General features: G+C 34.2%; 18 protein-coding genes. 8 read left to right on the top strand and 10 right to left on the bottom strand.

Annotated elements, in window-relative coordinates:
- Positions 1-50 precede the first annotated feature (50 nt).
- Genes gldD through mutY form a run of 4 tightly spaced genes read right to left on the bottom strand, consistent with a single transcriptional unit; the run spans position 51 to position 3,454 of the window.
- Positions 51-611 (bottom strand): gliding motility lipoprotein GldD, encoded by a 561-nt coding sequence (gldD, locus tag ASD98_RS20095; protein WP_056207944.1) that lies wholly within the window; start codon positions 609-611, stop codon positions 51-53.
- Complete coding sequence (locus ASD98_RS20090) at positions 612-1,907, bottom strand: gliding motility-associated protein GldE (protein WP_056207941.1); 1,296 nt, start codon at positions 1,905-1,907, stop codon at positions 612-614. It abuts the gene before it with no gap.
- Positions 1,908-1,930: 23 nt separating this feature from the next.
- Positions 1,931-2,371: a single-stranded DNA-binding protein gene (locus ASD98_RS20085; protein ID WP_056207939.1), complete on the bottom strand. Its 441-nt coding sequence runs from the start codon at positions 2,369-2,371 to the stop codon at positions 1,931-1,933.
- Positions 2,372-2,407: 36 nt separating this feature from the next.
- Complete coding sequence (gene mutY / locus ASD98_RS20080) at positions 2,408-3,454, bottom strand: A/G-specific adenine glycosylase (protein ID WP_056207936.1); 1,047 nt, start codon at positions 3,452-3,454, stop codon at positions 2,408-2,410.
- 139 nt (positions 3,455-3,593) lie between these two features.
- Between mutY and ASD98_RS20075 the strand changes: the two genes are divergently transcribed.
- Both ASD98_RS20075 and ASD98_RS20070 read left to right on the top strand, forming a co-directional pair.
- A complete protein-coding gene (locus tag ASD98_RS20075; RefSeq protein WP_007805026.1) occupies positions 3,594-3,884 on the top strand; it encodes an HU family DNA-binding protein in 291 nt (96 codons plus the stop codon).
- Between the two features lie 389 nt (positions 3,885-4,273).
- Complete coding sequence (locus ASD98_RS20070; protein ID WP_056207934.1) at positions 4,274-5,818, top strand: ribonuclease E/G; 1,545 nt, start codon at positions 4,274-4,276, stop codon at positions 5,816-5,818.
- A 217-nt stretch (positions 5,819-6,035) separates the two neighbouring features.
- On the opposite strand, the gene pbpC is transcribed toward ASD98_RS20070, so the two are convergent.
- The 3 genes from pbpC to ASD98_RS20055 all read right to left on the bottom strand — a co-directional run bounded on the left by pbpC (position 6,036) and on the right by ASD98_RS20055 (position 14,959).
- Positions 6,036-8,411 carry a penicillin-binding protein 1C gene (gene pbpC, locus ASD98_RS20065; protein ID WP_056207932.1) on the bottom strand — a complete coding sequence of 792 codons (2,376 nt, stop codon included), beginning with the start codon at positions 8,409-8,411 and terminating at the stop codon, positions 6,036-6,038.
- Positions 8,412-8,566: 155 nt separating this feature from the next.
- Positions 8,567-14,245: an alpha-2-macroglobulin gene (locus ASD98_RS20060; protein ID WP_056207929.1), complete on the bottom strand. Its 5,679-nt coding sequence runs from the start codon at positions 14,243-14,245 to the stop codon at positions 8,567-8,569.
- Positions 14,246-14,515: 270 nt separating this feature from the next.
- Complete coding sequence (locus ASD98_RS20055; protein ID WP_056207927.1) at positions 14,516-14,959, bottom strand: nucleoside deaminase; 444 nt, start codon at positions 14,957-14,959, stop codon at positions 14,516-14,518.
- Between the two features lie 61 nt (positions 14,960-15,020).
- On the opposite strand from ASD98_RS20055, the gene ASD98_RS20050 reads away from it, so the two are divergent.
- The 4 genes from ASD98_RS20050 to ASD98_RS20035 are packed head-to-tail and all read left to right on the top strand — an operon-like array spanning position 15,021 to position 19,340.
- Complete coding sequence (locus ASD98_RS20050; RefSeq protein ID WP_056207924.1) at positions 15,021-15,857, top strand: energy transducer TonB; 837 nt, start codon at positions 15,021-15,023, stop codon at positions 15,855-15,857.
- Positions 15,857-16,462, top strand: coding sequence for a hypothetical protein (locus tag ASD98_RS20045; RefSeq protein ID WP_056207921.1), 606 nt, complete (start codon positions 15,857-15,859; stop codon positions 16,460-16,462). Before ASD98_RS20050 ends, ASD98_RS20045 begins: the two co-directional genes overlap by 1 nt.
- Positions 16,463-16,514: 52 nt before the next feature.
- A complete protein-coding gene (locus ASD98_RS20040) occupies positions 16,515-18,302 on the top strand; it encodes a 1-deoxy-D-xylulose-5-phosphate synthase (protein WP_056207919.1) in 1,788 nt (595 codons plus the stop codon).
- Between the two features lie 36 nt (positions 18,303-18,338).
- Positions 18,339-19,340 carry a DUF3078 domain-containing protein gene (locus tag ASD98_RS20035; protein WP_056207917.1) on the top strand — a complete coding sequence of 334 codons (1,002 nt, stop codon included), beginning with the start codon at positions 18,339-18,341 and terminating at the stop codon, positions 19,338-19,340.
- A gap of 70 nt (positions 19,341-19,410) precedes the next feature.
- Here the strand turns inward: ASD98_RS20035 and ASD98_RS20030 are convergent, their stop codons facing one another.
- Positions 19,411-20,757 carry a deoxyguanosinetriphosphate triphosphohydrolase gene (locus tag ASD98_RS20030; RefSeq protein WP_056207913.1) on the bottom strand — a complete coding sequence of 449 codons (1,347 nt, stop codon included), beginning with the start codon at positions 20,755-20,757 and terminating at the stop codon, positions 19,411-19,413.
- Between the two features lie 207 nt (positions 20,758-20,964).
- Positions 20,965-21,426 (bottom strand): Lrp/AsnC family transcriptional regulator, encoded by a 462-nt coding sequence (locus tag ASD98_RS20025; protein WP_056190279.1) that lies wholly within the window; start codon positions 21,424-21,426, stop codon positions 20,965-20,967.
- A gap of 157 nt (positions 21,427-21,583) precedes the next feature.
- Here ASD98_RS20025 and metE point away from each other — a divergent pair, with 157 nt between their 5' ends.
- Positions 21,584-23,905: a 5-methyltetrahydropteroyltriglutamate--homocysteine S-methyltransferase gene (gene metE, locus ASD98_RS20020; RefSeq protein WP_056207909.1), complete on the top strand. Its 2,322-nt coding sequence runs from the start codon at positions 21,584-21,586 to the stop codon at positions 23,903-23,905.
- Between the two features lie 297 nt (positions 23,906-24,202).
- On the opposite strand, the gene ASD98_RS20015 is transcribed toward metE, so the two are convergent.
- Positions 24,203-24,784, bottom strand: a complete 582-nt coding sequence (locus ASD98_RS20015) for an outer membrane beta-barrel protein (RefSeq protein WP_056207907.1) — start codon at positions 24,782-24,784, stop codon at positions 24,203-24,205.
- A gap of 148 nt (positions 24,785-24,932) precedes the next feature.
- Here ASD98_RS20015 and gldA point away from each other — a divergent pair, with 148 nt between their 5' ends.
- Positions 24,933-25,829 carry a gliding motility-associated ABC transporter ATP-binding subunit GldA gene (gene gldA, locus ASD98_RS20010; protein ID WP_056207904.1) on the top strand — a complete coding sequence of 299 codons (897 nt, stop codon included), beginning with the start codon at positions 24,933-24,935 and terminating at the stop codon, positions 25,827-25,829.
- Positions 25,830-26,221: the final 392 nt, after the last annotated feature.

Here is a 26,221-nt window from a genome sequence, read left to right as displayed (position 1 = left end):
TAAAGTTTCTCAATAAAAAAAGGCGTTCAATTGAACGCCTTTTTTATTTCTTATTTCCATTTTAATGTTTCCATTAATCGCTGCATATCATTTTTGATATAACTCGCAGCCGGCATTACGGAGTCAAAATTTGGTTTTGCATAAAAATATACTGATCCTGTTATAAAATGTTTTGTACTGTCTGTAACGTAAAATTGAGAGTTTGTAGCGGCGTTTCCATCAACCTGATAAAACATTCCGTATACTTTCTTTTCTGCGTTTAAATACGGCTGTTCTAAAATATCATCGGCTTTAATAACGTGCTCGTAAGTCAATTTTTGAGCATCTTTTAAAAGCTTTTCAATATCGCCGTGCACAGGTTTATAGGTCAAATAAATCGTAGCTTTCATTTTTGGATATGTAATCGCAAATCCGCAGTCTTTTTCTCCTTTAATAACGGCATCTTCATTCATTTCAAAAGCAAACGGACAATTGTTTTCAAAATTGACATATTTGGCTTCTGGATAATCTAACCTAAGGAAACTGGCCGGTTTGGGCAAAACGTCATCTTTACAGCTTACAACTGTTAATGTGAACAAAATTACCGCGACCGAAATTATTCTTTTAAACATTTATTCTATTGTTACTTTTATTTGTTTTATACGCTTTTTATCAACCGTTTCTATTGTAAAAACACAGTTCTCAAAAGCTATTTTTTGATCTTTTTTAGGGAAATTCCCCAGAATTTCTAAAATAAATCCGGCAAGGGTTTCGGCTTCACCTTTATGAGATTCAAATATATCTTCGTCAACATCGACAATCCTATAGAAATCTTTAAGATTTATTTTTCCTTCAAAAAGAAAATTCTTTTCATCTATTTGAGAGAAATTTAAATTTTCATCATCAAATTCATCGCTGATATCCCCTACTATTTCCTCGATTATATCTTCTAAAGAAACTAATCCGGATGTTCCCCCGTATTCATCAACTACAATTGCCAGGTGACTTTTAAGACTTTGAAAATCCTTTAATAAATTATCCAGTTTTTTATTTTCGGGAACAAAAAATGCTTCTCTTATTAATGATGCCCAGTCAAAATTGTCTTTGTCAATATGTGGCAATAAATCCTTCACAAACAAAACGCCTTCTATCTGGTCAATATTATCTCTATAAACCGGAATTCTCGAAAATCCTTTCTCAATTATTTTAGGACAAATAGCTGAAAATGATTCTGTTATTTCTAACGCAAATATATCAATCCTCGGGCTCATAACCTGCTTTGTATCTGTATTTCCAAAAGAAACAATTCCTTCTAATATTTTTTGTTCTTCTGATGATGTTCCTTCAGAATCTGTTAATTCTAAAGCCTGAGAAAGCTGATTTATCGAAAAGCTGTTTTTTTGTTTTCCTAGTTTATTATGCAAATATAAAGTAACGCTGCGCATAGGCAAGCTTATTGGCGACAGTAATTTATCTAAAATTGAAATGGAATAAGCGAAACGTTTGGCAAATTTTATATTGTTTCGGCTTGCGTAAACTTTTGGTAAAACTTCGGCAAACAATAAAATTAGAAAAGTAACCAGAATTACTTCTAAAATAAATTTTAAAACAGGCGATTCGACTCCTGCAAAAATGTTTCTGCCAATGAATGAGAACAAGATAACGACTCCAATATTTAAAAAATTATTGGCTACTAACAAGGTCGCTAAAAGTTTTTTAGGTTTATCTAAAAGATCAGAAATAATTTTTCCCTTTGAAAGGTTTTCCTGGAGCGTATCGTCAATATCTTTTTGAGACAAAGAAAAAAGTGCAACTTCGGCACCTGAAATAATTGCTGATAAAAACAGCAAAATAAATATTCCGACAAAACCAATTATTAAATTGGTGTCTAAAATTGTAGTAAATAATAAACTGGGCTCCGGGTCCAAATTACATAAGATTAGTTAAACAATCAAAAAGGCAGATCATTAATTGGCAAGCCTTCGTTTGGCGCATCAAAGTTAGTGTTTTTTGCGGATTCCTGATCGTGGCTCGGCCTATGATTTCCAGTTTCTTTTTTGGTAGTCAGAAAAGTAAATTCTGTAACCTGAATTTCTGTTGTATATTTTGTCGTACCGTCTTCAGCCTGCCATTGCCTTGACTTAATACGGCCTTCAACATATATTTTATCACCTTTAGAAAGGTATTTTTCGCAAATTTCGGCAGCTTTATTACGCACAACCAAATTATGCCATTCTGTAGATGTTATTTTTTCATTGGTCGTTTTATTAATATAAACTTCATTTGTAGCCAGCTGAAAGCGTCCAATACAGTTCCCTCCATCAAAATAATGCATCTTTACATCATCGCCTAAATGACCAATAAGCATAACCTTATTTAATGTTCCATTCATAATTAATAGTGGTATTTCTACCAAAGATACATTTTTTTAGCAATTTATTTCCTGCTTTTCTATAAAATTATACAATACAATTGGAAAAGGAAAACTTTTTAAAGTTTTCAAATCAATTCCGTTTTCAAGTACTTTGTTAATTTTTATTTTCCAAAATTGAATATGAAGATGCTGGTGCGAAAGCTTATGAATTACGGTCGCTTCGCTGCATTCTTCTATACCTAATATAGTATAGGAAGAAAACATATCGTTTTGTACTATTTCTGAAATACTATTAAAATCTATAATTTCGCTGCTTTCAAAAAGAGGAAACTCATACAAATTATGCCAGATTCCTTTTGCGGTTCTTTTTTGAACAATAGTGTTTCCTAAAATATCTTCTAAAACCAGATAATTAAAGAAACGGTTTGTCACTTTTACTTTTTTAGATTTTACAGGTAAAGAATCGACTTTCTTTTTCTGCAACGCTAAACAGCTGTCGTTAAAAACACAGGCAGGGCAATTAGGACTTTTAGGAACGCACTGCAGCGCACCAAACTCCATTATTGCCTGATTGAAGATCGCAGGATTATCTTTTGGCATTAATTCATAAGCCAGTTTTGTAAATTCTTTTTTTGTTACAGGAATCGCAATATCCGATTCAATATCAAAATAGCGGGAAAGTACGCGAAATACATTTCCATCTACAACGGGAACGGCTTCATTATAGGAGAAAGAAGCAATTGCCGCGGCAGTATATTCGCCTACACCTTTTAAATTTAAAAGTTCTTTATAAGAAGGAGGAAAACTTCCGTTTAGATCCTCTGCGACGTATTTTGCCGTTTTATGAAGATTTCGGGCACGCGAATAATATCCGAGTCCCTGCCAAAGTTTTAAAACTTGTTCCTCAGATGCATTTGCAAGATCAAAAACTGTAGGAAATTCCTCTGTAAAAGCAAAAAAGTAAGGCATTCCTTGCGCAACTCTTGTTTGCTGCAGCATAATTTCTGAGAGCCAAATTTGGTACGGATCGGCCGTTTTTCGCCATGGAAGATCACGTTTGTTTTGTAAGTACCATTTTATCAGCGTGTTATGAAAATTCATCGTCAAATCCTTAAAATGCAAAAGTAAATGTTTATGTAATTAAAATTTAACGAATTAGCTTGATTAATTATTTTTTTAATTCCTATATTTGCAAACTCAAAAAAATAGTACACCATTTATAAATAAAATAGGAAAGAAAATGACGAAAGCAGATATCGTAGCGAAAATTTCAGAGAAATTAGGTCTTGAAAAAGGAGATGTTCAAGCAACAGTAGAAACTTTTATGGAAGAAGTAAAAACTTCTTTAGAAACAGGAGACAATGTTTACCTAAGAGGTTTTGGTAGTTTTATTGTAAAAACCAGAGCTGAAAAAACTGGTAGAAACATCTCAAAAAACACTACAATCAAAATTCCAGCACACAACATCCCTGCGTTTAAACCTGCAAAAGTATTTGTAGAAGGAGTTAAAACTAACAACGAAGCAAAATAATATTAATTAACATAAATCTGACACGATATGCCAAGTGGTAAAAAAAGAAAGAGACATAAGGTAGCTACTCACAAACGTAAGAAAAGAGCGAGAGCTAACCGTCATAAAAAGAAAAAGTAGTTTTAAACTACTTTTTTCTTTTTAAACGTTCATTGAAATTGAAAAAAGATGAAAGAGTAAAGAAAATAGAAGATAGACGTAAGAATCTATGCTCCTTGTTCTATTCTCTACTAATCTTCTTTTCCCCGGGTTCAATACCTGTTAAAATATTGTTTAATCCATCTGTAGATAAGATTTTAGACTTTAGATTTAAGACTTTAGATTTTTACTAAGTCTATATTCTTTACTCTTTACTCTATTTTCTGAAAAAACAGATAAAAATTTACAGTGTGAATAAAGAATTAATCATTAGATCTAGTTCTGAAGCCGTAGATTTTGCCTTATTAAAAGATGGAAAACTAATTGAATTACACAAAGAAGAAGAGAAAAGCAACTTTCAGGTTGGTGATATTTTTATTGCCAAAATCAGAAAACCAGTTGCCGGACTTAATGCTGCTTTTGTAAATGTAGGCTTCGAAAAAGATGCCTTTTTACATTATCACGATTTAGGACCTAACCTAGCTTCCCAACTGAAATTCATAAAACTTGTAAGCGCAGGTAAATTAAAAGATTTCTCCCTAAAAACCTTTCAGTTTGAAAAAGAGATTGACAAAGATGGCATCATTACTGATATTTTAAGTGCCAATCAATCTGTTTTAGTTCAAGTAGTTAAAGAACCTATATCGACCAAAGGCCCAAGAATAAGTGCTGAGCTTTCTCTTGCCGGACGATTTATTGTTCTAGTTCCTTTTTCTGATCGTGTTTCTATTTCTCAAAAAATAGAAGACAAAAAAGAAAAGGATCGTCTAAAAAAACTTGTTCTATCGATCAAACCTAAAGGATTTGGTGTTATTGTTCGCACAGTAGCCGAAGGCAAAAACGTAGCCGAATTAGAAAAAGATTTGCAGAACCTGCTTGGCAGATGGTCTGCAATGTGTAAAAAATTACCAACTGCTCATCATCCATCAAAAGTATTAGGAGAGCTTAACAGAGCTTCTTCAATATTAAGAGATGTATTTAATGATACCTTCAGCGGTATTCAAATAGATGATGAAGAGTTGTTCCACCAAACGAAGGAATATCTGCAAGAAATTGCACCTTCGAAACAATCGATTGTTAAGTTTTATCAATCAAATGACACTCCAATTTTTGAGAAATACAATATAGAGAGACAAATCAAAACTTCTTTTGGCAGAACCGTTTCTATGAGTAAAGGGGCTTACCTTATCATCGAACACACTGAAGCTCTTCACGTTATAGACGTAAACAGCGGAAATCGTTCGAATAAAGCAACCAACCAGGAAGACACCGCCATGGAAGTAAATATGATTGCCGCTGCAGAAATCGCCAGACAACTTCGTCTGAGAGATATGGGCGGAATAATCGTAGTTGATTTTATCGATATGTCTAATCCAGAAAACAGGAAAGTTTTGTTCGACTTCTTGCGAGAAGAAATGAGCGACGATAAAGCAAAGCATAAAATATTACCGCCGAGTAAATTTGGTTTAGTCCAGATTACAAGACAGCGCGTAAGACCAGAAGTTAATATAAAAACTAGAGAAGAAGATCCAAACAATGAAAATGGCGAAATTGAAGCGCCAATATTAATCATTGATAAAATCACCTCCGATTTAGACAGACTTTTAAAAACCCACAATAAAGTTGTGCTTAATGTACATCCGTTTGTGGCTGCATACCTCAGCAAAGGTTTTCCATCATTACGTTCAAAATGGTTTTTTGAACATAAGAAATGGGTGAAAATCATACCTCGTGACGCTTACACGTACTTAGAATACCATTTCTATGATAAAAAAGGAAATGTTATTTCAGAATAAAAAAACAAAACCGCCCCGATGAATCGGGGCGGTTTTTTTGTGCGTCATTGCGAGGGACGAAGCAATTTCATACAGCATTTCAAACATAATGTCACCTTGAGCGAAGTCGAAGGCTTCCCTGCTCAAAAGGGCTTCGACTTCGCTCAGCCTGACAAACAGGCTTTATAATGAAACATTGGGATTTGGAATTTTAAAAATTGAAATTTATTTTCACCATTTACTCTCTAACAATTTCTATTTTTCTTCGAATTTCATTTCCAGAAGCATCAACAACCGTAATATAGTGTATTCCTGTTGTTGGTGTAATAGGCAGTTCGTGAAAGGTTTTTGTTGTTGCTTTATAAACATTATCGATATACCAAAACAATTCTTTATCTCTTTCAGAATAAGCTACTTTTAAAATTACGGGCTGTACTTTACTATTGAAATCCTTAGTCAGGTAAATTTTACTGTTTGCTTTCGGGTAAATAAAATCCATTGTTTTGCTTTGCGTTCCTTCGCATCCTTCTTTAAATGGTGGCAAAGGCAGATATTCAATATGCTGGCTTTTATAATACCAAGCCATAACCGGAGGCAGTATAAACCAGTTTTTAGTCACAATATTTTCGATACTTTCACAGCTGCTGTTTACCTGAAATTGTTCTGTTTTATCTAAATGAATTGTTTTATGATAAGGACAAACTGCAGTAGATTTCCCTTTTTTAGAAACCCATTGTTTAATTTTCGGACAGTTTTCTTTTGCCAAATAGCCACTTAAGCGACAAACCTCAACTTCTTCTAAATCTTTATACGGAATATCAAACCATCTTTGTCTTGGCAGTAAATTAAAAACGTCGAATAAAATTGGAGCAGCACTTGTAACTCCGGTTAAAGTTGGTCTTCCTTCCCCGGTTGCATTTCCAACCCAGATTCCTACTACATATCTTGAATTTGTACCAATTGCCCACGCATCACGGTTTCCGAAACTTGTTCCCGTTTTCCATGCAATTTTTAAAGAACTGTCATAAAATTTCCATGCTTCATCTCCTTCCGGCCTGTTAACTTCTTCCATTGCATTATAGGTTAACCAAATTGATCCGGCTCCTAAAATATTCTTCTGGTTCGTTTCTGAGCCAAAATCAGGCTTAAAATCGCTTTTATAATTCAGCTCCGTGAATTCATTTGTTCGGTATTTTCCGTTATTTTTAGTATAATAATTAACCGTAGAAGAAAGATTTGCATACGTTCGGCATAAATCCCACAGATTACTTTCGGCTCCACCTAAAATAAGCGACAAACCATAATGATCAGGGGTTTTGTTTATGTTTTTTAATCTAAACTTTTGCAGTTCTTCATAAAACTTGTTTACCCCAAAATCCTGCAGCATCAAGACTGCAGGAATATTTAACGAACGTGACAAAGCTCTGTGAGCCGGCACAGCACCATCAAAAGTGAGATTAAAATTCTGCGGTGTATAACCAGAAATCTGAGTTGGAACATCAGCCACTAAAGTATTGGGAAGTAATTCGCCATCATCGAGCATTGCGCCGTACAAAAGCGGTTTTAAAATACTTCCGGTACTTCTTGGAGCATCAATAATATCAACATCTTTTTGATGATCGATATCGGCTGGAGAATTTCCAACATAACTCATTACATTTCTGTTTTGAACATCAATTACCAAAATAGCGAGATTATGAACCTCATTCTGTTTATATTGATTGTAATAATATCTTGCAATTTGATTTACCCTATTTTGCAAGGCATAATCAATCGTAGTTTTTACTCGGGTCCCTTCTTCACTTTTTGCTGCTCTTTGCAGTAAATGCGGTGCAATTTGAGGCAGATCATATGGTTTTTGAGGTAAAGGTTCTTCTATCGAAAGTTCATACGTCTGCTGATCAATTATTCCTTCCTGATGCAATTTGCGTAAAAGCCTGTTTCGTTTGTTCAGTAATTTTATCTGATTTTTTCCCGGGTAAATCAAACTTGGAGCATTGGGTAAAACAGCCAAAACAGCGTTTTCTGCCCAAGATAATTGATTCGACTGCACGCCAAAGTAACGCCAGGAAGCCATTTCTAACCCCACTACATTTCCTCCAAATGGCGCATGGGCAGCGTACATTTCGAGAATTTCATTTTTAGAATATCCTAATTCTAATCTGGTTGCGAGAATAATTTCAAGAAACTTTTCAAAATAGGTTCTGTTTTTTCCTTTTCGGGATAATCGGATAACTTGCTGTGTTAAGGTACTTCCTCCTCTTACCACTTTTCCCGCTTTTCTGTTTTGCTTAAAAGCATTTACCATTGCCCCCGGATTAAATCCCGGATGTTTGTAGAAATACTCATCTTCAAAATAAACAATACATTTTTTGAATTTATCAGGAACACTGTCCTGTTCAGGAAAACGCCATTGTCCATCTCGGGCGATTTTGGCACCGAGTAATTCTCCTTCCTTACTTTCAATAACGGTTGAATACGGTTCTTTGAATAAAGTTCGGGGAAGGGAAAAATAGTAAATCAGCAAGAGCACAAATGCAATTGCTGATTTTATTTTGTTTCTTTTTATCCAGTTTAGAATGCGTTGGAAAAACGCTAAAAGTTTATTTTTCAAGACTGATTTTATTTAACCGCAAAGACGCTAAGTTATCGCAAAGTTCGCAAAGTTTTTTTTGCCCACAGATTTTACAGGTAAAACAGGTTTTCGCAGAGTAATTTAAAAAAATCTGTATTAATCCGTTTTATCCGTCAAATCCGCGGGCTATAAATTTACTTCACAACCTCAACCCAGAATCCTTTTGTTCTTGCCAGAAATGTATTGTCGTACATGGCTTCACATTGTAATCCTGGTAAATAGTAATTCCCTAAATAGGATGCGTTTAGCAGAATTCTGAAAACTTTAGTTTCTCTGGATTTCATTCCGAAGTAGAAATTAGTTCTATCATCGCGAATATCTATATAATCGGCAATATTATTTACTGCATCTCCGTAATCTGTGAAACGTGTGTTTACAATTTCGAACCCTGAAGGCAGGATTTGTGATAACGCTACATTTTGAACACTTTCATTTCTTTCGTTTTTAATCGTAACCTCAGCTATAAATTCTGTTCCCTGACTTATTCTTGAAACATCGATAGTACTTCCTTTCCTATTTTTGAAAACAATACTTGCCGAAACATCACTTTGAACAGCATTTTCATGTCCGATTGGTAAAATTCCAGTATTCAGTACACGAACATAAACCGTATTATTTTTAAGATTCTTTAATGTGATACTATTTGTTCCGCTTGCAACAGATAAACTACGATCTGCAATTGTTTTTTGGGTGTTTATTGTTTCTCCTTTGCCATTTTTATTAAACTGGATATTAATCCCTTTTGGTCCGTTGCTAATTGCAAATTTCGACATCGAATACAAACAGTAAGCCGTAGTCTGTGTACTCATCCATTGATTTGCTGACATTTCTTTGGCTAATTTAGCCGCCATTGTAAATGCTTTTTGTTTTTGATCTAAAAGAAGCAGTGTTTCTAAAGCCATTGCTCTGTTTCTTTCGTCTGAACCATAATAGTAATAATTATAACCGTCTGAATCTCCATCAATACTTGTTTTTAGGAACAAATTCTGTCCGGCTGATTTTTGTCCGGCTAAAACATAAGCAGCAGCTAAACGAAGCTTACTTTCGTTCGAAATTGATTTTGTTTCTCGAAGTCTGTTCATTGACGATAAATCGGCATTTCCTGCTAAAGCCAGAGTATATAATCTATAAGCCTGAGCCAGATCGTTTCCGTATTTTGGTTCAAAACGCCATTGTTTCGCTTCTTTTTGCTGATATGAAAGCCATTTTGATTTGAAATTAATCGGCAACACATATCCTTTTTTCTCTGCTTCAATCAAGAAATGTCCAGCGTATGAAGTTCCCCAATCGTCTGCAATTGCATTTCCCTGCCAGTAAGGCAATCCACCGTTTGATAACTGGAAGTTTCCTAATCTTGCAATTCCGGCTGCGATATTTTTTTGGATAATATCTTTGCGTTTGGTATCAATATCGGCAACATCACTTAGGAATAATTGAGGAAAAACTGAAGATGTTGTCTGCTCTACACAGCCATGCGGATACTGAATCAAGTATTGCATTCTTCCGTTCAAATTCATCGAAGGCATAGACGAAACTTCTAGTCTTGCTTTATTACTTCCGGCAACGCCAAAGGTTTTCCATGAAATTGTTTTTGTACTATTTGGTGTTAAAATAACATCTGTAAAAGTACTCGTAACCGGATTTGGGTTCGTCATATCAATTTCAACATCGTAACTTGATTTTTCATTTCCTGATGTTGCAATAACCTGAACTTTTGCAATTCCGGTTGCTGAGCCTACAACTAAATTGAAATACGCCATTTTTTCGTCTGGCTGTGCAAAACTTAGTTTTTGAACTGCACTTCCCATTACTTTTAATCCGTTGCTTGTTTTGATCTGAATTGAAACATTTTTAATCTTGTTTTCAGTTGCAAAAACGGTCACCGGAATTGTAACTTTTTCTGAAGGCGAAATTTTTCTTGGCAACGAAGCCAAAACCATTAACGGACTTCTAACCGGAGTTGCTTTTTCTACACTTCCGTAAGCACTTGTAGCTGCATCTCCTGCTACAACCATTGTTCTAACAGAACCAATATATTTTGGAAGTTTTAACTGATGTGATTTTGTTTCTCCTTTTTCTAATTTAAAAGGTCCATAATACAATACAACCGGTTTAAAACGGTTTGCTTTTTTAGCTTTTCCACCGCCTAAATCCTGATCTCCACCAATACTGAAAATCTGGTTTATTTTTCCGCCGTAAGCCCCAATTACGTCATCGTAAACATCCCATGTTTTTACACCTAATGCTTCACGAACATAGAAACTATCCCATGCATTTGGCGTTTTAAAACGAGTTAAATCCAGCAATCCTTCATCAACAACGGCGATCGTATAGGTCATTTCTTTTCCTGATTTTTCACCCACTTTAACCGTAAATGGCTGTTCAGGTTTTAATACATCAGGCATATTAATTGTTGGTGCCAAAATCGTGTTTTTATCCACCACTTCAATCGGAACAATTCCGTACATACGAATTGGCGAATCATTTTTAGTTGTCGCGTGCGGCTGTAATAAAGTGATATTAAAATACACATTTGGTGCCATTGCTCCCGTAATTGGAATTTCAACTTTTGTTTCTCCGTTTTTAGTTTCTGCCCAAAGTGTCTGTACTACTCGAGAGCCATTTTCTATTGAAATTAAAGCACGTCCGCCTTCGCTTGAAGGAAAAGAAATTTGTGCTTTTTCTCCAACTGCATAATTCTTTTTATCTGTAGAAAAAACTAACATATTGGCTGTCGAAGCATCTCTGTTTCTTGTTTTTCCAGACCAAATTGGCCAGTCAATATTTACGGTTAAAGCTGTAGCATGTCCGTCGTTTGGATCTTCAACACGAATTAAATAACGTCCCCATTCTTCATCGGTTAAAGCAAATTGAAAACTTCCTTTTCCGCTTGAATCGGTGTTAATTATAGTAGATTTATAAGCTGTTGTCGAGTTTGATGAATTATAATTTGATAAATTATCACTCGAAGAATCCCACCACCATCTCCAGTCCACTTTGTAGATTCTCACTTCAAGATTTCGAACTGCTTTTGGTCTTCCGTTTTCATCAACCGTTACCACTTCAAAACGATTATTCGTTCTGGTTTCAAGCATGTTATACTTGTTTAATTCAGGCGATTTTACCCCAACATAGGTTTTATATGGCGAATAGGTTGTCGAGATAACATCGGTACTAAAATCCCCGCCTTCTTCATACACTTTTGTAATAAATGAAGCGCGAAGCATCCCCGGTGCCTGACCTTGTAATCTTGGCTGAATATTTACTGATGCTTTTCCGCTTTCATTTAATTTTCCTGAAAAAACATTGATTTCTTCTGTACTAAACTGACGAACCATATCATCAAAACTATATTTTTCATAGCTTTTAAAGGTTGTGGTTTGCTGCGAAAATTTAGCCTGCATTTCTACATTTAAATTTTTAGCAATTGCACCGTGAAGCCAAGTCACTTCTAGATTATCTGTATTTGGATAAGATGATGAAAGTGTTTTTCTGGTAAAAGTATTTTTGATTTTTAAACGATTTGGTTTGATCGTTTCTATTTTAATACTCTTATAAAATTTAGCTCCGCCAACGCTTACCATTGCTTCCCAATTTCCAGTTGGTGCATCCTGATTTGTCGGTACTATAAAGGCATAATGATTTAAATCATTCGTTTTTTGAACGGTTTGATAAACTGTTTTTCCATTCGGATCGTTTAGTCTGAATTTTATTGGATGTGATTTTGGAAGTTTATTTGCTGCATCATTTAAAATAAAAGACAAATACAAATTATCTCCCGGACGCCACACGCCTCTTTCTCCGTAAATAAATCCTTTTAAACCTTTTTGTAAAGTCTCTCCGGCAACATCAAAATTACTTAAAGATAATGAAAGTCCGTCGTCAAGCTTTACATATGTCGATTGATCGCCTAAAGTAACAATCGCAAAATAGGCAAATTTATCCAGCTGAAAAGAAGCAATTCCTTCGCTGCTTGTTGCTTGTGTTGCGATTTTTTGCTGTTGAAAATTGTACAAATCAACTCTTGCGTTCGAAACCGGTTCTGTCGTAACAATATTATTTACAGCAAATAAATACGATTTATTTTCTCCTCTTTTAGCAATAACACCTAAATCTGAAGCCAGAATATTAGTCGCGATTTTAGCATTATAATAATACGATCCAGAGCAAGGATCCTGACTTTCTCTCCACTCATAATCATCATAGTAATAATCGTCATATGAGTTTCCACTGTAGTTTACATCATTTTCATCAACTTCTTCTTCCTCTGTTTCATCCTGATTTCCGTCTGATGTTTCACATTTATACAGCGCGTATTTCTTTTTATATTCAAACTCAACTCTGTAAATCGCTCCCGGTTCCGGTTTTATAATTTTAGATAAATCTAAAGCATATGTATTCCATTTCGTTAGATTTACAAGTGTGCTTTCCCTTAAACTAAGCGTTGTTTTTGCAATAGGCTGCGCTACTTTTTTGAGGTTTTGCGCACCGTTCAATTCGTTATATTGAAGAAACTGCAAAATATTATTTTTATAAATTTTATACACTTTTACATCAACAGCACTTAAATTTACGGCTTCAAAATTCAGTTTTAAATTATTTGAACTTGGCAGAATTGTTCCATTTTTAATAAAACGAACACTTGGTTTTATCTGATCAAAAGAGATTTTTTCAGAATAGTTTGCTTCCATTTTTTTACCGTACTGGCTTTCAATTCCCTGAAAAACTTCCAAAAGCAATTCTCCTGTAATCACTTGTTCAGGCTCTTCATCGGGAACAACTTCCACTATATCTTCTACCGGAGCTTCAACAACTGCAGCGGCAGAATCGACAGCAACTGCTGCAGAATCAACCGTAACTTCGGCCGTTTCTTCCTGAACTACAACTGGAGCTGGTTCTTCTTTTTTAGGAGCGGTTTCGTTTGTAAAATATACTTTTAATAAATTTCCTTGCGTAGAAAATTTTAAATTATTGGTATTCTGAATCGAAACTAATCCTTTAAAATCCTGTCCTTTTTCTAAAGGTTCAGAAAAATTAATTAAAACCGATTGATTGCTTCCATCTGGAACTTCAACTTTTATAATTTTAAATTCATTAATACTTGTAATCGGAAAATCGATTTGTCCTTTTTGATCAATATCAAAATCATTTCCATCATATAAAATCTCCAAATTTGAAGCTTCTGAAAAACGTTGAATACTATCAATTATAAAACGAAATTCTTTAGCAGAACCAGTCGTTTTTTCAAATTTAATTTTAAGATTGTTTCCTTTTTGTTTGGCTTCAACCAGTTTTTGAGCGGTTTCAAGATCAATATTATCCGCTGTTTTTAAAACGCAGTTTAAATATTGATATTCTTTACTGTACGATTGAATATCGCCGGTATTTATAGTAAAATCCTGCTTAACTGTTTTAACTGTAAAGTTGAATTTAGAAAGTGCCGCCTCTTTCTCTTTTGGAATTGCAGTCAGCTTATCTAAGTTTAAAGTAACCTGATATTCTGTTCCCGGATTTAATTTTTTCTCGGGAATAAAAGCAATGGTATTGGTAGAAAGCGCAATGACTTTTCCGTGAACATTTGGTGAAATATCAAACAAATCGTCGTCTAATTCCTGATTGGGTTTCCAATCGTTTTTATCGAAAGCCAGAACAACCCGAATATCAGAATCGGAGGAAACGATTCCGCTTGTAAAGCTGGTTATATACTCTTTGAATAATGAAAAATCGGAATTGAAATCTGCAGCCGATTTTCTGCCGCAGGATTGAAAAATAAAAAACACAAAAAATACGAGAACTAAACCTTTTGCTTTCACTTTTATTTAGAGTTAATGGTTAACAAATTAGCAATTTAATATGATCTGCTGTTTAAAGTCTTAACAGCAAAACACAAATTAAATTACAATAAAAGTACAGTATTTTTTGTTTCTTTAAGAAGAAAATTCCTTAACAATGATTATTTAACTTTTGTTGAAGTTCACAAGTTATTGTAGGATTGATTAAGAGCTATTTCCTGCTGTCCGCTAGCTTTTTATTATTGAAAAATCAGTCATAAATTATCATTTATAAAAATATTCAAAAGGATTTTATTTACGTCTTTCCAAGAAAAAACGTTTCATTAAATCTGCCGCTTCATTAGCCATAACACCAGAAACAACAGTGGTTTTGGGATGCAGTTTTGTTCCCATAGTTATGAAGCCTCGTTGTTCGTCGCGCGCACCAAAAACGATTTTCGAAATCTGGCTCCAATACAAAGCGCCTGCACACATTTGGCAAGGTTCAAGAGTTACGTAAAGCGTGCAGTCTTTCAAGTATTTTCCACCAAGAAAATTGGCCGCAGCGGTTATCGACTGCATTTCGGCATGAGCTGTAACGTCATTAAGTAATTCTGTCAAATTATGGCTTCTTGCAATTACTTTATCGGCCACAACAATAATTGCTCCAACAGGAATTTCGCCTTTAGCAAAAGCTTCTTCGGCTTCCTGCAAAGCTTTTTTCATGAAATATTCGTCGGTGAAAGGGTTTTCCATAATTGCAAAAATAGGATTTTAGAACTTATTTTTTATTACATTTATTTTTTGATATTTGAATATGGAAGAAAAATATAAAATAACAATCCCAAAACCTTGCGGTGAAAACTGGAACAAAATGACGCCAAACGAAAATGGTCGATTTTGTTTGAGTTGTTCTAAAACGGTTGTTGATTTTACTTCCATGCTTCCTGATGAAATTCAGCATTTTTTCATTCAAAATCAAAATGAGAGAATTTGCGGAAGATTTAAAAATTCGCAATTAGAAACCATTACAATTCAAATTCCAAGTCGAATTTTATACACACAAACAAAGTATCATAAAATGTTTTTGCTGGCTTTGTTTATTGCAATGGGAACTACTTTGTTTAGTTGTGCAGATAAAGATGGTAACAAAAACAGAATTGATAAAATCGAGATTGTTGACAATGCAACACAAAATCAAGATGAAAGTGAAGATGTTTCTTCCTCCTGTTATGGGCATGAAATCGAAGCTAAAAAAGCAAAACCAAAAAAAGCCAGAGAGAGAATTATAATGGGAGATCTGATTCCTCCTAATTCTATTCAAACAGGAAGTTTTCATTATCATAGTATATATAATTCGACCGATTTAGATGTTTCACCTGTTCCAGAAAACGGGATGAAAAAATTCCATGCCTTTTTTGCCAAAAATTATGTCGCCCCAAACAAAACAGAAAAGTTTAAGGGAAAAATATCTATCTTATTTGTTATTGAAGAAGATGGCAGTTTGAGTAATTTCAACATGGTTAATAATACTCCGAAAGAAATTGGAGAAGAAGCTATTAGAGTTTTAAAAACAGCTCCAAATTGGATACCCGGAAAACTCAATAATGCCATTGTTCGTTCTTCTTACACTTTACCAATTACAATTAAATAATGGAAAGAAAACATAAAATATTTTTACTCACTTTATTCGTTGTTATAGGAACAACTTTATTTAGCTGTCAGGATAAAAACGAAAGAGCAAAAAAAATTGACAACACAACAATTGTCGCTGATACATCTAAAACCGAAAGTACTATTGATAAAGCGTCAATTAGCAAAAATAATTCTGACCAGGTTGTTTCATCTCCGCCAAAAGTTGATCAGGTTAAATTTGTAAAACCCAAAGGAGATGATAATCTAAAATCTGAGAAAACAAACAATAGCTCTACAAAAGCAGCAATTAAAGCTACTGCTTCCGGTGAAGTTATATCTGAAACTAATGCGGAATTTCCAGGCGGAATCGAACAATTCTATAATTATTTTGGAAAGGAATTTAAAAAACCTGAGAATATAAATACCAAAAACCTCAAACTCAATCTCTCTTTTGCAATAGAAAAAAACGGATCTGTATCTTATCTACAATGTGTTCCTGCAATTGATAACGCAATAGAACAAGAAATTATTAGAGTTTTAAGCGCATGTCCTAAATGGCAGCCGGGAGAATCGAATGGCAAAAAAGTGAAGAGACAATATTCTTTACCAATTGTATTGCAGTAGATCTCACTTATAAAATTAAATTTAAAACCGTAAATTTGCTTTTTACCTTACAATGAAAAGCAATTTACTTTCGAACATATACAATCCTGCCGATTTACGTCTTTTAAAAGAAGAGCAGCTTACTGAGGTTGCTCAGGAATTACGCCAGTTTATTATTGATGTTGTTTCTGTAAAAGAAGGGCATTTGGGTGCCAGTTTAGGTGTAATTGAACTGACAATTGCTTTGCATTATGTTTTTAATACGCCCGAAGATTTATTGGTTTGGGATGTTGGACATCAGGCTTACGGGCATAAAATCTTAACCGAAAGAAGAGAAATTTTTCATACAAACAGACAAATTGAAGGGATTTCGGGTTTTCCAAAAAGAACCGAAAGTATTTATGATACTTTTGGAGTTGGACATTCTTCCACTTCTATTTCTGCAGCATTGGGAATGGCGATTGCTTCTAAACTAAAAGGCGATATCTACAAACAGCATATTGCCGTTATCGGAGATGCTTCTATCGCAAGTGGAATGGCTTTTGAAGGTCTAAATCATGCCGGAGTTACCGATGCTAATATTCTCGTAATTTTAAACGACAATGCGATTGGAATTGATCCAAGCGTTGGTGCTTTAAAAAAATACCTGACTGCTGTTAAAAACGGGAAAAATCCAAAACAGAATAATATTATAAAATCGCTGAATTTTGATTATTCCGGTCCAATTGACGGTCATGATTTTCCAACTTTAATCAAAGAATTAAACCGATTAAAAAAGATAAAAGGACCAAAGTTTCTTCATATTGTAACCACCAAAGGAAAAGGTTTGCAGCAAGCTGAGGAAAATCAGGTAAAATATCATGCGCCCGGAAAATTTGATGCTTCGACCGGAGAGATTCATTTAAAATCGGAAGAAAATCTTCCGCCAAAATATCAGGATGTTTTTGGTTTGACTATTTTAGATTTAGCCAAAAAGAACGAAAAAATAATTGGCATCACACCCGCAATGCCATCAGGAAGTTCTTTAAAATTTATGATGGATGAACTGCCGGAACGTGCTTTTGATGTTGGAATTGCAGAACAGCATGCCGTAACTCTTGCTGCCGGAATGGCAACTCAGGGAATGATGGTGTATTGCAATATTTATTCGACTTTTTTACAACGCGCTTACGATCAGGTTATTCATGATGTGGCACTGCAAGATTTACCCGTTATTTTTTGTTTGGACAGAGCCGGTTTAGTTGGTGAAGACGGCGCAACGCATCACGGTGTTTTCGACATTGCTTATCTGCGTTCTATCCCAAACATAATTATTTATGCGCCAATTAATGAAATTGCGCTTCAAAACATTTTATATACGGCTCAATTAGGCTTAAATCATCCTATTGCCATTCGATACCCAAGAGGACGCGGCGTCTTACAAAACTGGGAAGTAGAAAATTTCGGACATTACGAAAAAATTAATATTGGTGAAGGCAGCTGCTTAAAAAACGGCACAAAAACAGCCGTTCTATCTACCGGAGCAATTGGAAATAATGTAATTGAAGCTTTAAATGAATGTTCTAATTCAGACGAAATAGCACATTATGACTTTTCATTCATTAAACCATTGGATATCAATATGTTAAATAATATTTTATCAACTTTTGAAAACATAATTACAATAGAAGACGGAGTAAAAAAAGGCGGTTTTGGAAGTGCCATTTTGGAGTTTGCCGCAACAAATAATTTTAAAAATGATATCAAAATCCTGGGTATTCCTGACGAGTTTATTGAGCACGGAAGCGTGCTGCAACTACAACAATTGTGTGAAATTGACGTTAAATCTTTAATAAATCTTTTTTCAAACGGTGTAAAATAATTATTTTGCAACACCTAAAATACAAAAATAAGCCTAATGAAATTATTACGTTCTACCCTTTTGCTTCTGTTGCTTCTCTGTACTTCAAAAAACTTTGCGCAACTTATACAAACGACTTTAGATCCAAATCAAGTTCCAAAACTGCCTTCAAACTGGACTCAAAAAAATCAGTTAGGTTTTGATATTTCAGAGATTGCTTTTGTGAATTGGAGTGCAGGGGGAACAAGTTCAATTTCGGGTTTATTTAAGGGTGAATTTGGACGAACTTTTGTAAAAGGAAATCATAAATGGGTTAATGAGCTTATTGTTAAATATGGTTTGAATAAACAAGACGGAACTGAACTTAGAAAAACAGATGATGCTGTTTTATTAAACTCAACATACGGATTTAGAAAAGATACCGTTTCGAACTGGTATTATTCTGCTAAATTTAACTTCAATACACAATTTACAAACGGTTATAATTATCCAAACCGGGATATTGCAATCTCTAAACCTTTTGCCCCAGCTTATATATTTCTGGGAGCGGGAGCTGAGAATTCAAACAAAAAGAAAAACAGAACATTTTACTTCTCTCCTATTACGTTAAAAACAACTTTGGTATTAGATCAATATCTGGCAAATCAAGGTTCTTTTGGTGTTAAAAAAGCGGTTTATATGACAGATCCTTTAGATCCTGATAGCCAAATTTTAGTTGAGGAAGGTCAAAAAGTAAAGGCGGAGTTTGGTATTCTTTTTACGGGATACATGAAAAGTGAAATCTTTAAAAACATTTTTTACGAAAACAGATTAAGTTTATATACCGATTATTTAAATAGATTTGGAAATGTCGACGTTGATTACGACACTCGTTTAGATCTTGTTGTAAACGCTTATGTAAAAGCAAATATTGGTGTTCATTTAGTTTATGATGATGATATTAAAACTAAAAAAGATGTTGTTGATCCCACAACCGGAAGCACTTCTCAGGTTAACGACGGACCAAGAGCGCAGTTACGCCAAGTTCTTGGTGTTGGTCTGGTTTATGCTTTTCAATAATAAATTTATTCTATAAAAAAGTGCCTGTAAATATTATGTTTACAGGCACTTTTTTTATAATAACCAGATCTTAATTCTTTTTTCGTCCCTGAATCATTTCATATAATTCTAAGGCATTCCCATCTGTTAAAAGAGAAACATAATGACAAATATGAAGCAGACGTTCATATAAATTACCTTTGTCTAAATTATGTTTTTCCGGCAGCATTTTCAGGATTAATTTATCGTAATTTGATGCTGTTCCTTCATATTTGTTATTAAATGCTGTAATGAACTTATCGAGTAAGGTTTGAATAATTTGATACCCTACAATTTCTTTTTCTATAACTTCGCGGCTTTGATAGATTTTTTCAACACTTAAGTTGATAATATCATTCATCTGCGCTTTGTATTTACTTTTGTCCGTTAAAGCAAAAGGGAAATTTCCGGCCAGAATCGCTTCTTCATTTTCTACAAAAACGTCAACGGCATCGTTAATTAAAGCTCCAATTGCCAAAGCACGCAAATAACTAATTCTGTCTTCTTTAGTTTCCAACAATTTATATTTGGCAACACCAATATTATCTTTTACAAGTTTTATCAAATATTCTAAAGCATAATCTTCAGAAACTAAACCAAGATTTATTCCGTCTTCAAAATCGATAATCGTATAACAAATATCATCTGCAGCTTCAACTAAATAAGCTAAAGGATGTCTTTCAAAACCAATATCTCCATCTTCTTTATTTGGGATCATTCCCATATCTTGGGCAACTTCTTCAAAAAATAATTTATCCGTTTGAAAGAAACCGTATTTTTTGTCCGAAATATTATTGGTTGGTTTTTTAGGAAGACTTTCTTTCGGATATTTCATAAAAGCACCTAATGTTGCGTATGAAATTCTAAGTCCGCCTTCAATTCCCGGGCGGCTTGCCGTTAGTACCGAAAATCCATTGGCATTTCCTTCAAAATCAATTAAGTCCTGCCATTGTTTTGCTGTTAATTTATCTTTGTATTTTAATCCTTTTCCGGTAGAAAAATACTCGCCAATTGCTTTTTCTCCCGAATGTCCAAAAGGCGGATTCCCAATATCATGCGCTAATGAAGCTGCGGCCACAATTGCCCCAAAATCATTCATATGATAACCATGAATTTCTTTTAAATAAGGATATTTTTCGATGATTTTTTTACCTACCAAACGCCCTAAAGATCTTCCTACAACAGAAACTTCTAAACTGTGCGTTAATCTGGTATGCACAAAATCTGTTTTAGAAAGTGGAATTACCTGGGTTTTATCCTGCAGAGAACGAAATGCAGCCGAAAAAATAATTCGGTCATAATCGACTTCAAAACCTAATCGAGTATCATCTTGTTCTACACGTAATCTTTTGCTTGTATCGCCCTGACGTTTTAATGATAAAAGTTGTTCCCAGTTCATTTTTCTATTTTAAATTGTAGATTATTGATTTTTAGATTGAGGATCTAAAGGTCAAAAATACATTTTATTTTAGGATAATATTGAATAATATTTTGCCACAGATTTAAAAGATTATTTTTTTTGTTCGCCACGAATTTCGCCAATTTTTACCAATTATTTTAAGTGCAATGATTCGTGAAAATTGGTGAAATTCGTGGCAAAACAGTATTAAAACTCCAATGCTGTACTGTGCTTTATTTCTCCCATTACAAAAATACTGTTTGTATTTCCGATGTTTTCTATCGTCGACAATTTATTCATTACAAAATCCTGATAACTAGCCATATCTTTGACTAAAATTTTCAGCATAAAATCATAGTCACCGGCAATATTATAGCACTCTATAATTTCAGGAAGCGCCACAATATCTTTCACAAAATTACTTCCCACATTTTTTGCGTGTTCTTTTAAACGAACATTACAAAAAACAGTCATGCCGCGATTCATTTTATTTTTATCTAGCAGCGCCACATATTTAGTAATATATCCATCTCTTTCCAATCTTTTGATTCGCTCATAAACAGGCGTTACAGTAAGAAATAATTTACTGGCGAGGTCTTTTGTGTTGATATTTGAGTTTTCCTGAAGGTGTTTCAGGATAAGTAAATCGGTTTTATCGAGGTTTTCCATAGTTTTTTTTACGGCTAAAGGTTCGTTTAAAAGAAATTTACAGTAATTAAATCCACAAAAATACATTTTTAAAACACATTTTACTGAAATAAAGCCTAAATTAAAGTTACAAAATCTAATACAATAAATTTGTTCAGTAAAAAATACTGAAATCAAAATGAAAACAAATAATTTAGGTTATCCAAGAATTGGAAGTAACAGAGAATTAAAAAAAGCCAGTGAACTTTATTGGGCAGGAAAAATTTCGGCTGATGAACTAATCGATGCGGGAAAAGAAATTCGTATCAAAAACTGGTATTTACAATCACAAGCCGGAGTTGATTTAATTCCGTCTAACGATTTTTCTTTTTATGATCAGGTTTTGGATTTGACTTTGACGGTTGGTGCAATTCCGCAGCGTTACCATGAATTGGCAAGAACAAATTCATCTCTTGACTTGTATTTTGCCATGGCAAGAGGCGCGCAAAAAGAAGGTCAGGATGTTGTAGCAATGGAAATGACAAAATGGTTCGACACCAACTATCATTACATCGTTCCTGAATTTACAAAGAACCAAAAATTTGAATTGTTTTCAGAAAAAATAATCAATGAATTTAAAGAAGCGAATACTTTAGGAATTGCAACAAAACCTGTTTTAATTGGGCCAATTTCGTATTTACTTTTAGGAAAAGAAAAAGAAGAAGGTTTTAACCGAATTGATCTTATTGACGCTTTATTGCCTGTTTACTTCGAAATTTTCGAAAAATTACAAGCAGAAAACGCAGAGTACATCCAACTTGACGAGCCTTTCTTAGCTTTAAATTTAACTGATAAAGAAAGAAATACTTTTACGCAGGTTTATAACGAAATCAATATTCGTTTCCCAAAACTTAAAATCATTTTAGCGAATTATTTTGATTGTTTCGGAGAAAATTTGGAAACGGCTTTGGCTTTACCAGTTGATACTTTCCATTTAGATTTAGTTCGCTGCCCGCTACAATTAGATGATATTTTACAATCAGGAAAACTGGCTTCAAACGTAAATCTTTCATTGGGAGTTGTTGACGGTAGAAATATCTGGAAAAATGATTTCAAAAAATCTTTAGAATTAATCAAAAAAGCAACTGATGCTTTAGGCGAAAACAGAATTTTGGTTGCGCCATCTTGTTCTTTAATTCACAGTCCGTGTGATTTAGAATTAGAAACAAACGATCAGACTCTTACATCGGAAATTAAACAATGGCTTGCTTTTGCTAAACAGAAAATTAACGAAATTGTACTTTTAAAACAATTCGCTTCTGGTGAAGTTGATGTTAAGAATTCAGTTGATTATGAAAGAAACGTAATCGCAAACGACAATCGTAAAACTTCAAAATTAATTCATAATAACGAAGTTAAAGCTCGTGTTGCCGGAATTACCGCTGCTGATGACAAACGTAAAAGTACTTTTGCGACAAGAAGAAAAAGCCAGATTGAAGCTTTAAATCTTCCCTTATTTCCAACAACAACAATTGGATCTTTCCCTCAAACAGCTGAAGTAAGAAGCTGGAGAGCAAAATTCAAAAAAGGCGAATTAACTACACAACAATACAATGATTTGATCGAAAAAGAAACCGAAGCTACGATTCGTTTTCAGGAAGAAACCGGAATTGATGTTTTGGTTCACGGAGAATTTGAACGTAACGATATGGTGGAATATTTCGGAGAACAATTGGCTGGATTTACTTTTACAAAAAACGGCTGGGTTCAAAGTTACGGAAGCCGCTGCGTGAAACCTCCGGTTATTTACGGTGACGTTTCGAGACCAAACCCAATGACGGTAAAATGGTCAAAATATGCGCAGTCTCTAACTCCAAAATGGGTAAAAGGAATGCTTACGGGGCCTGTTACAATTTTACAATGGTCGTTTGTACGTAACGATCAGCCTCGTTCTGAAACTTGTACGCAAATCGCTTTGGCAATTCGTGATGAAGTTGTGGATTTAGAAAAAGCCGGAATTAAAATTATTCAAATTGATGAACCTGCAATTCGTGAAGGTTTGCCATTGCGAAAAGAAGAATGGGCGAATTATTTAGATTGGGCTGTAAAAGCTTTCCGTATTTCGGCATCTGGCGTTCAGGATGATACGCAAATTCATACACATATGTGTTACAGCGAATTCAACGACATTATTCAAAATATTGCCGATATGGATGCCGATGTAATCACAATTGAATGTTCTCGTTCGCAAATGGAACTTTTAGATGCGTTTGCCAACTTTAAATATCCAAACGAAATTGGCCCTGGAGTTTATGATATTCACTCACCTCGTGTGCCTTCGAGCAATGAAATGGTTCGTTTATTAGAAAAAGCTTCGGCTGTAATTCCTGTAGATCAATTATGGGTAAATCCTGATTGTGGTTTAAAAACACGTCATTGGGATGAAACCAAAAAAGCTTTAATCGAAATGGTTGCAGCAGCTCAGGAAATGCGCGCAGCTGTTGAAAGTCCTGTGAATTAATAGTTTCCTTTAGATATATTTTTGTTTTTTTATGTCAGCTTAGTGGAGTCGAGAATTAGTTATGATTTAGTTTTGACTTCACTTTTGCTGGCATTATTTTTTAGAAGCAGAAGGTTTTTGTTTTCAAAAGACCTTTAGTCCCGCTATCCGCTATATCTTTTATGGCGAACTCCGCCACAAAAGGATATCGCTTCTATCGGGGCTAAACAACAAAATTTAGTTTTTCATAAGATCTTAATAAACAAAAAAAGCACCCCAATTGGAGTGCTTTCTGAAATTGAATATAATAACTTAAGATTAGAAGTTTTTAGAAACTCCAATGTTAAATGTTTGTCCAAAGTTGAAGTAGAATTTGCTAACATCAGCACCATTATTATCGTAGCTTAATGTTTCGTATCCTAAACCACCAATACTAAAGTTAAGACCAAATCCTTTTTTCATGTTAATGAAAAGGGCCGGAGTTACACCAACGTACATCCCATCTGCTTTAGATTTTGAATCAAGTAATCCGTTCTCATAATTTTTAACTTTTTGATTTTGGAAACCAGCTCCCATATCAGCAAAAACAGCAAAAGTCTGGTTCAATGGAACTGAGTAACGAACGAAAGCTCCAGCTCTAAAAGCATTTACTTTTTGTTCCTCACCAATAAAACCATTTTTTGAAGAAGAAACTGTAAATTCACCTCCAACAGTCCAGTTGTCGTGAAATTGGTAACCTACTTTAGGAGAAAAGCTGAACTCATTTGATTTTGATTCAGTAAATCTGTATTCCGCTTTTTCAGAAGAATATCCAATGTTTCCACCTACTAAAACTGTTCCTTTTTGAGCGTTTGCAAAACTGCAGATAGCCAATGCAGCCATCACTAGAATTTTTTTCATAATTTGGGGTATATTTTAATTTTAGCATTCCTTTAACAATAACAATGCCGTGAATACTGGGCTCATTGATTTTTTTTATAATTACTTTAAAAGAGAATTTTTAGCAATCGAGACTATTTCTGTTTACTTTTGTAGCAAATAAAAAGTCATGTCGATAGAAGTAAACAGTATATCAAAAAGTTACGGAGAGCAAAAAGCTTTAAATGAAATTTCGTTTAAAATTGAGAAAGGAGAAATCGTAGGATTTCTTGGTCCCAACGGAGCCGGAAAATCTACTTTAATGAAAATCTTGACCACTTATTTACTTGCCGACAGTGGCTCAGCCCTTGTAAATAGTCACGATGTCATGACAAACGCAAAAGCAGTACAGCAGTCGATAGGATATTTACCAGAGCATAATCCGTTATATTTGGATTTGTATGTTCGTGAGTATTTGGCTTTTAATGCCGATGTTTATAAAGTGCCAAAGTCAAGAATTGAAGAAGTAATTCAACTGACAGGACTGACATCGGAAAGTCATAAAAAAATAAGCCAGCTTTCTAAAGGATACCGTCAGCGCGTTGGGCTTGCGAATGCTTTATTGCATAATCCTGATGTTTTGATTTTGGATGAACCAACTACAGGTCTGGACCCTAATCAGTTAATGGAAATTAGAAATGTAATCAAAAATATCGGTAAGGATAAAACCATTTTTTTATCGACACATATTATGCAGGAAGTCGAAGCAATTTGCGATCGTGTCATAATTATTGACAAAGGACAAATTGTAGCCGATAATAAATTAGACCATTTGGTTGCTGCAAATAAAGAGCAAGTTATTGAGGTAGAGTTTGATTATAAAGTCGAAGAACAGCTTTTAGCCAGATTAGAAAACATTTCTTCATACAAAAACACGCATGACATGACCTGGGAACTAACTTTTGTTACAGAAAAAGATATGCGCCCTGCAATTTTCGACTTTGCTACTGAAAATGGTTTAAAAACATTACAGTTAAATCAGAAAAATAAAAACCTGGAAGCTGTTTTTAGAGAAATTACTAAGTAAGTTTTCAGTCACAGTCACGGTTTTCAGTCGCAGATTATAAAAAAACCGATTTATTCTTAAGAATAAATCGGTTTTTCTATTCTAAGAATCTTTGTTTCTCTTCATAATTTCCTTCTCTTTCAAACATTATTTACTCGTTATCAAACGTTTGGCATTTTATTATGCAATTTTTAATTATTTTTATTTAGACTTGTTATAAATAGTATTATATTTGCCAATATAAAAATTATAATATCAGCACTAATGTCAACTTTATACTTCTATATAAAAAGTTTCTTCATTTCAATTTTAGGTCAAACCGAAAGCTTTTTGGAAAAACTTTCTCATAAAATTGAACAAATTGTTTTACAATAAAAATATAAGCCACTTCAAAAATTAAATGCCCAAAACAA

This window comes from Flavobacterium sp. Root186 (assembly GCF_001428525.1).
Lineage (GTDB): Bacteria > Bacteroidota > Bacteroidia > Flavobacteriales > Flavobacteriaceae > Flavobacterium.
Note: the sequence above shows the minus strand (reverse complement) of the source record. Positions and strands in the feature narration are given on the sequence as shown.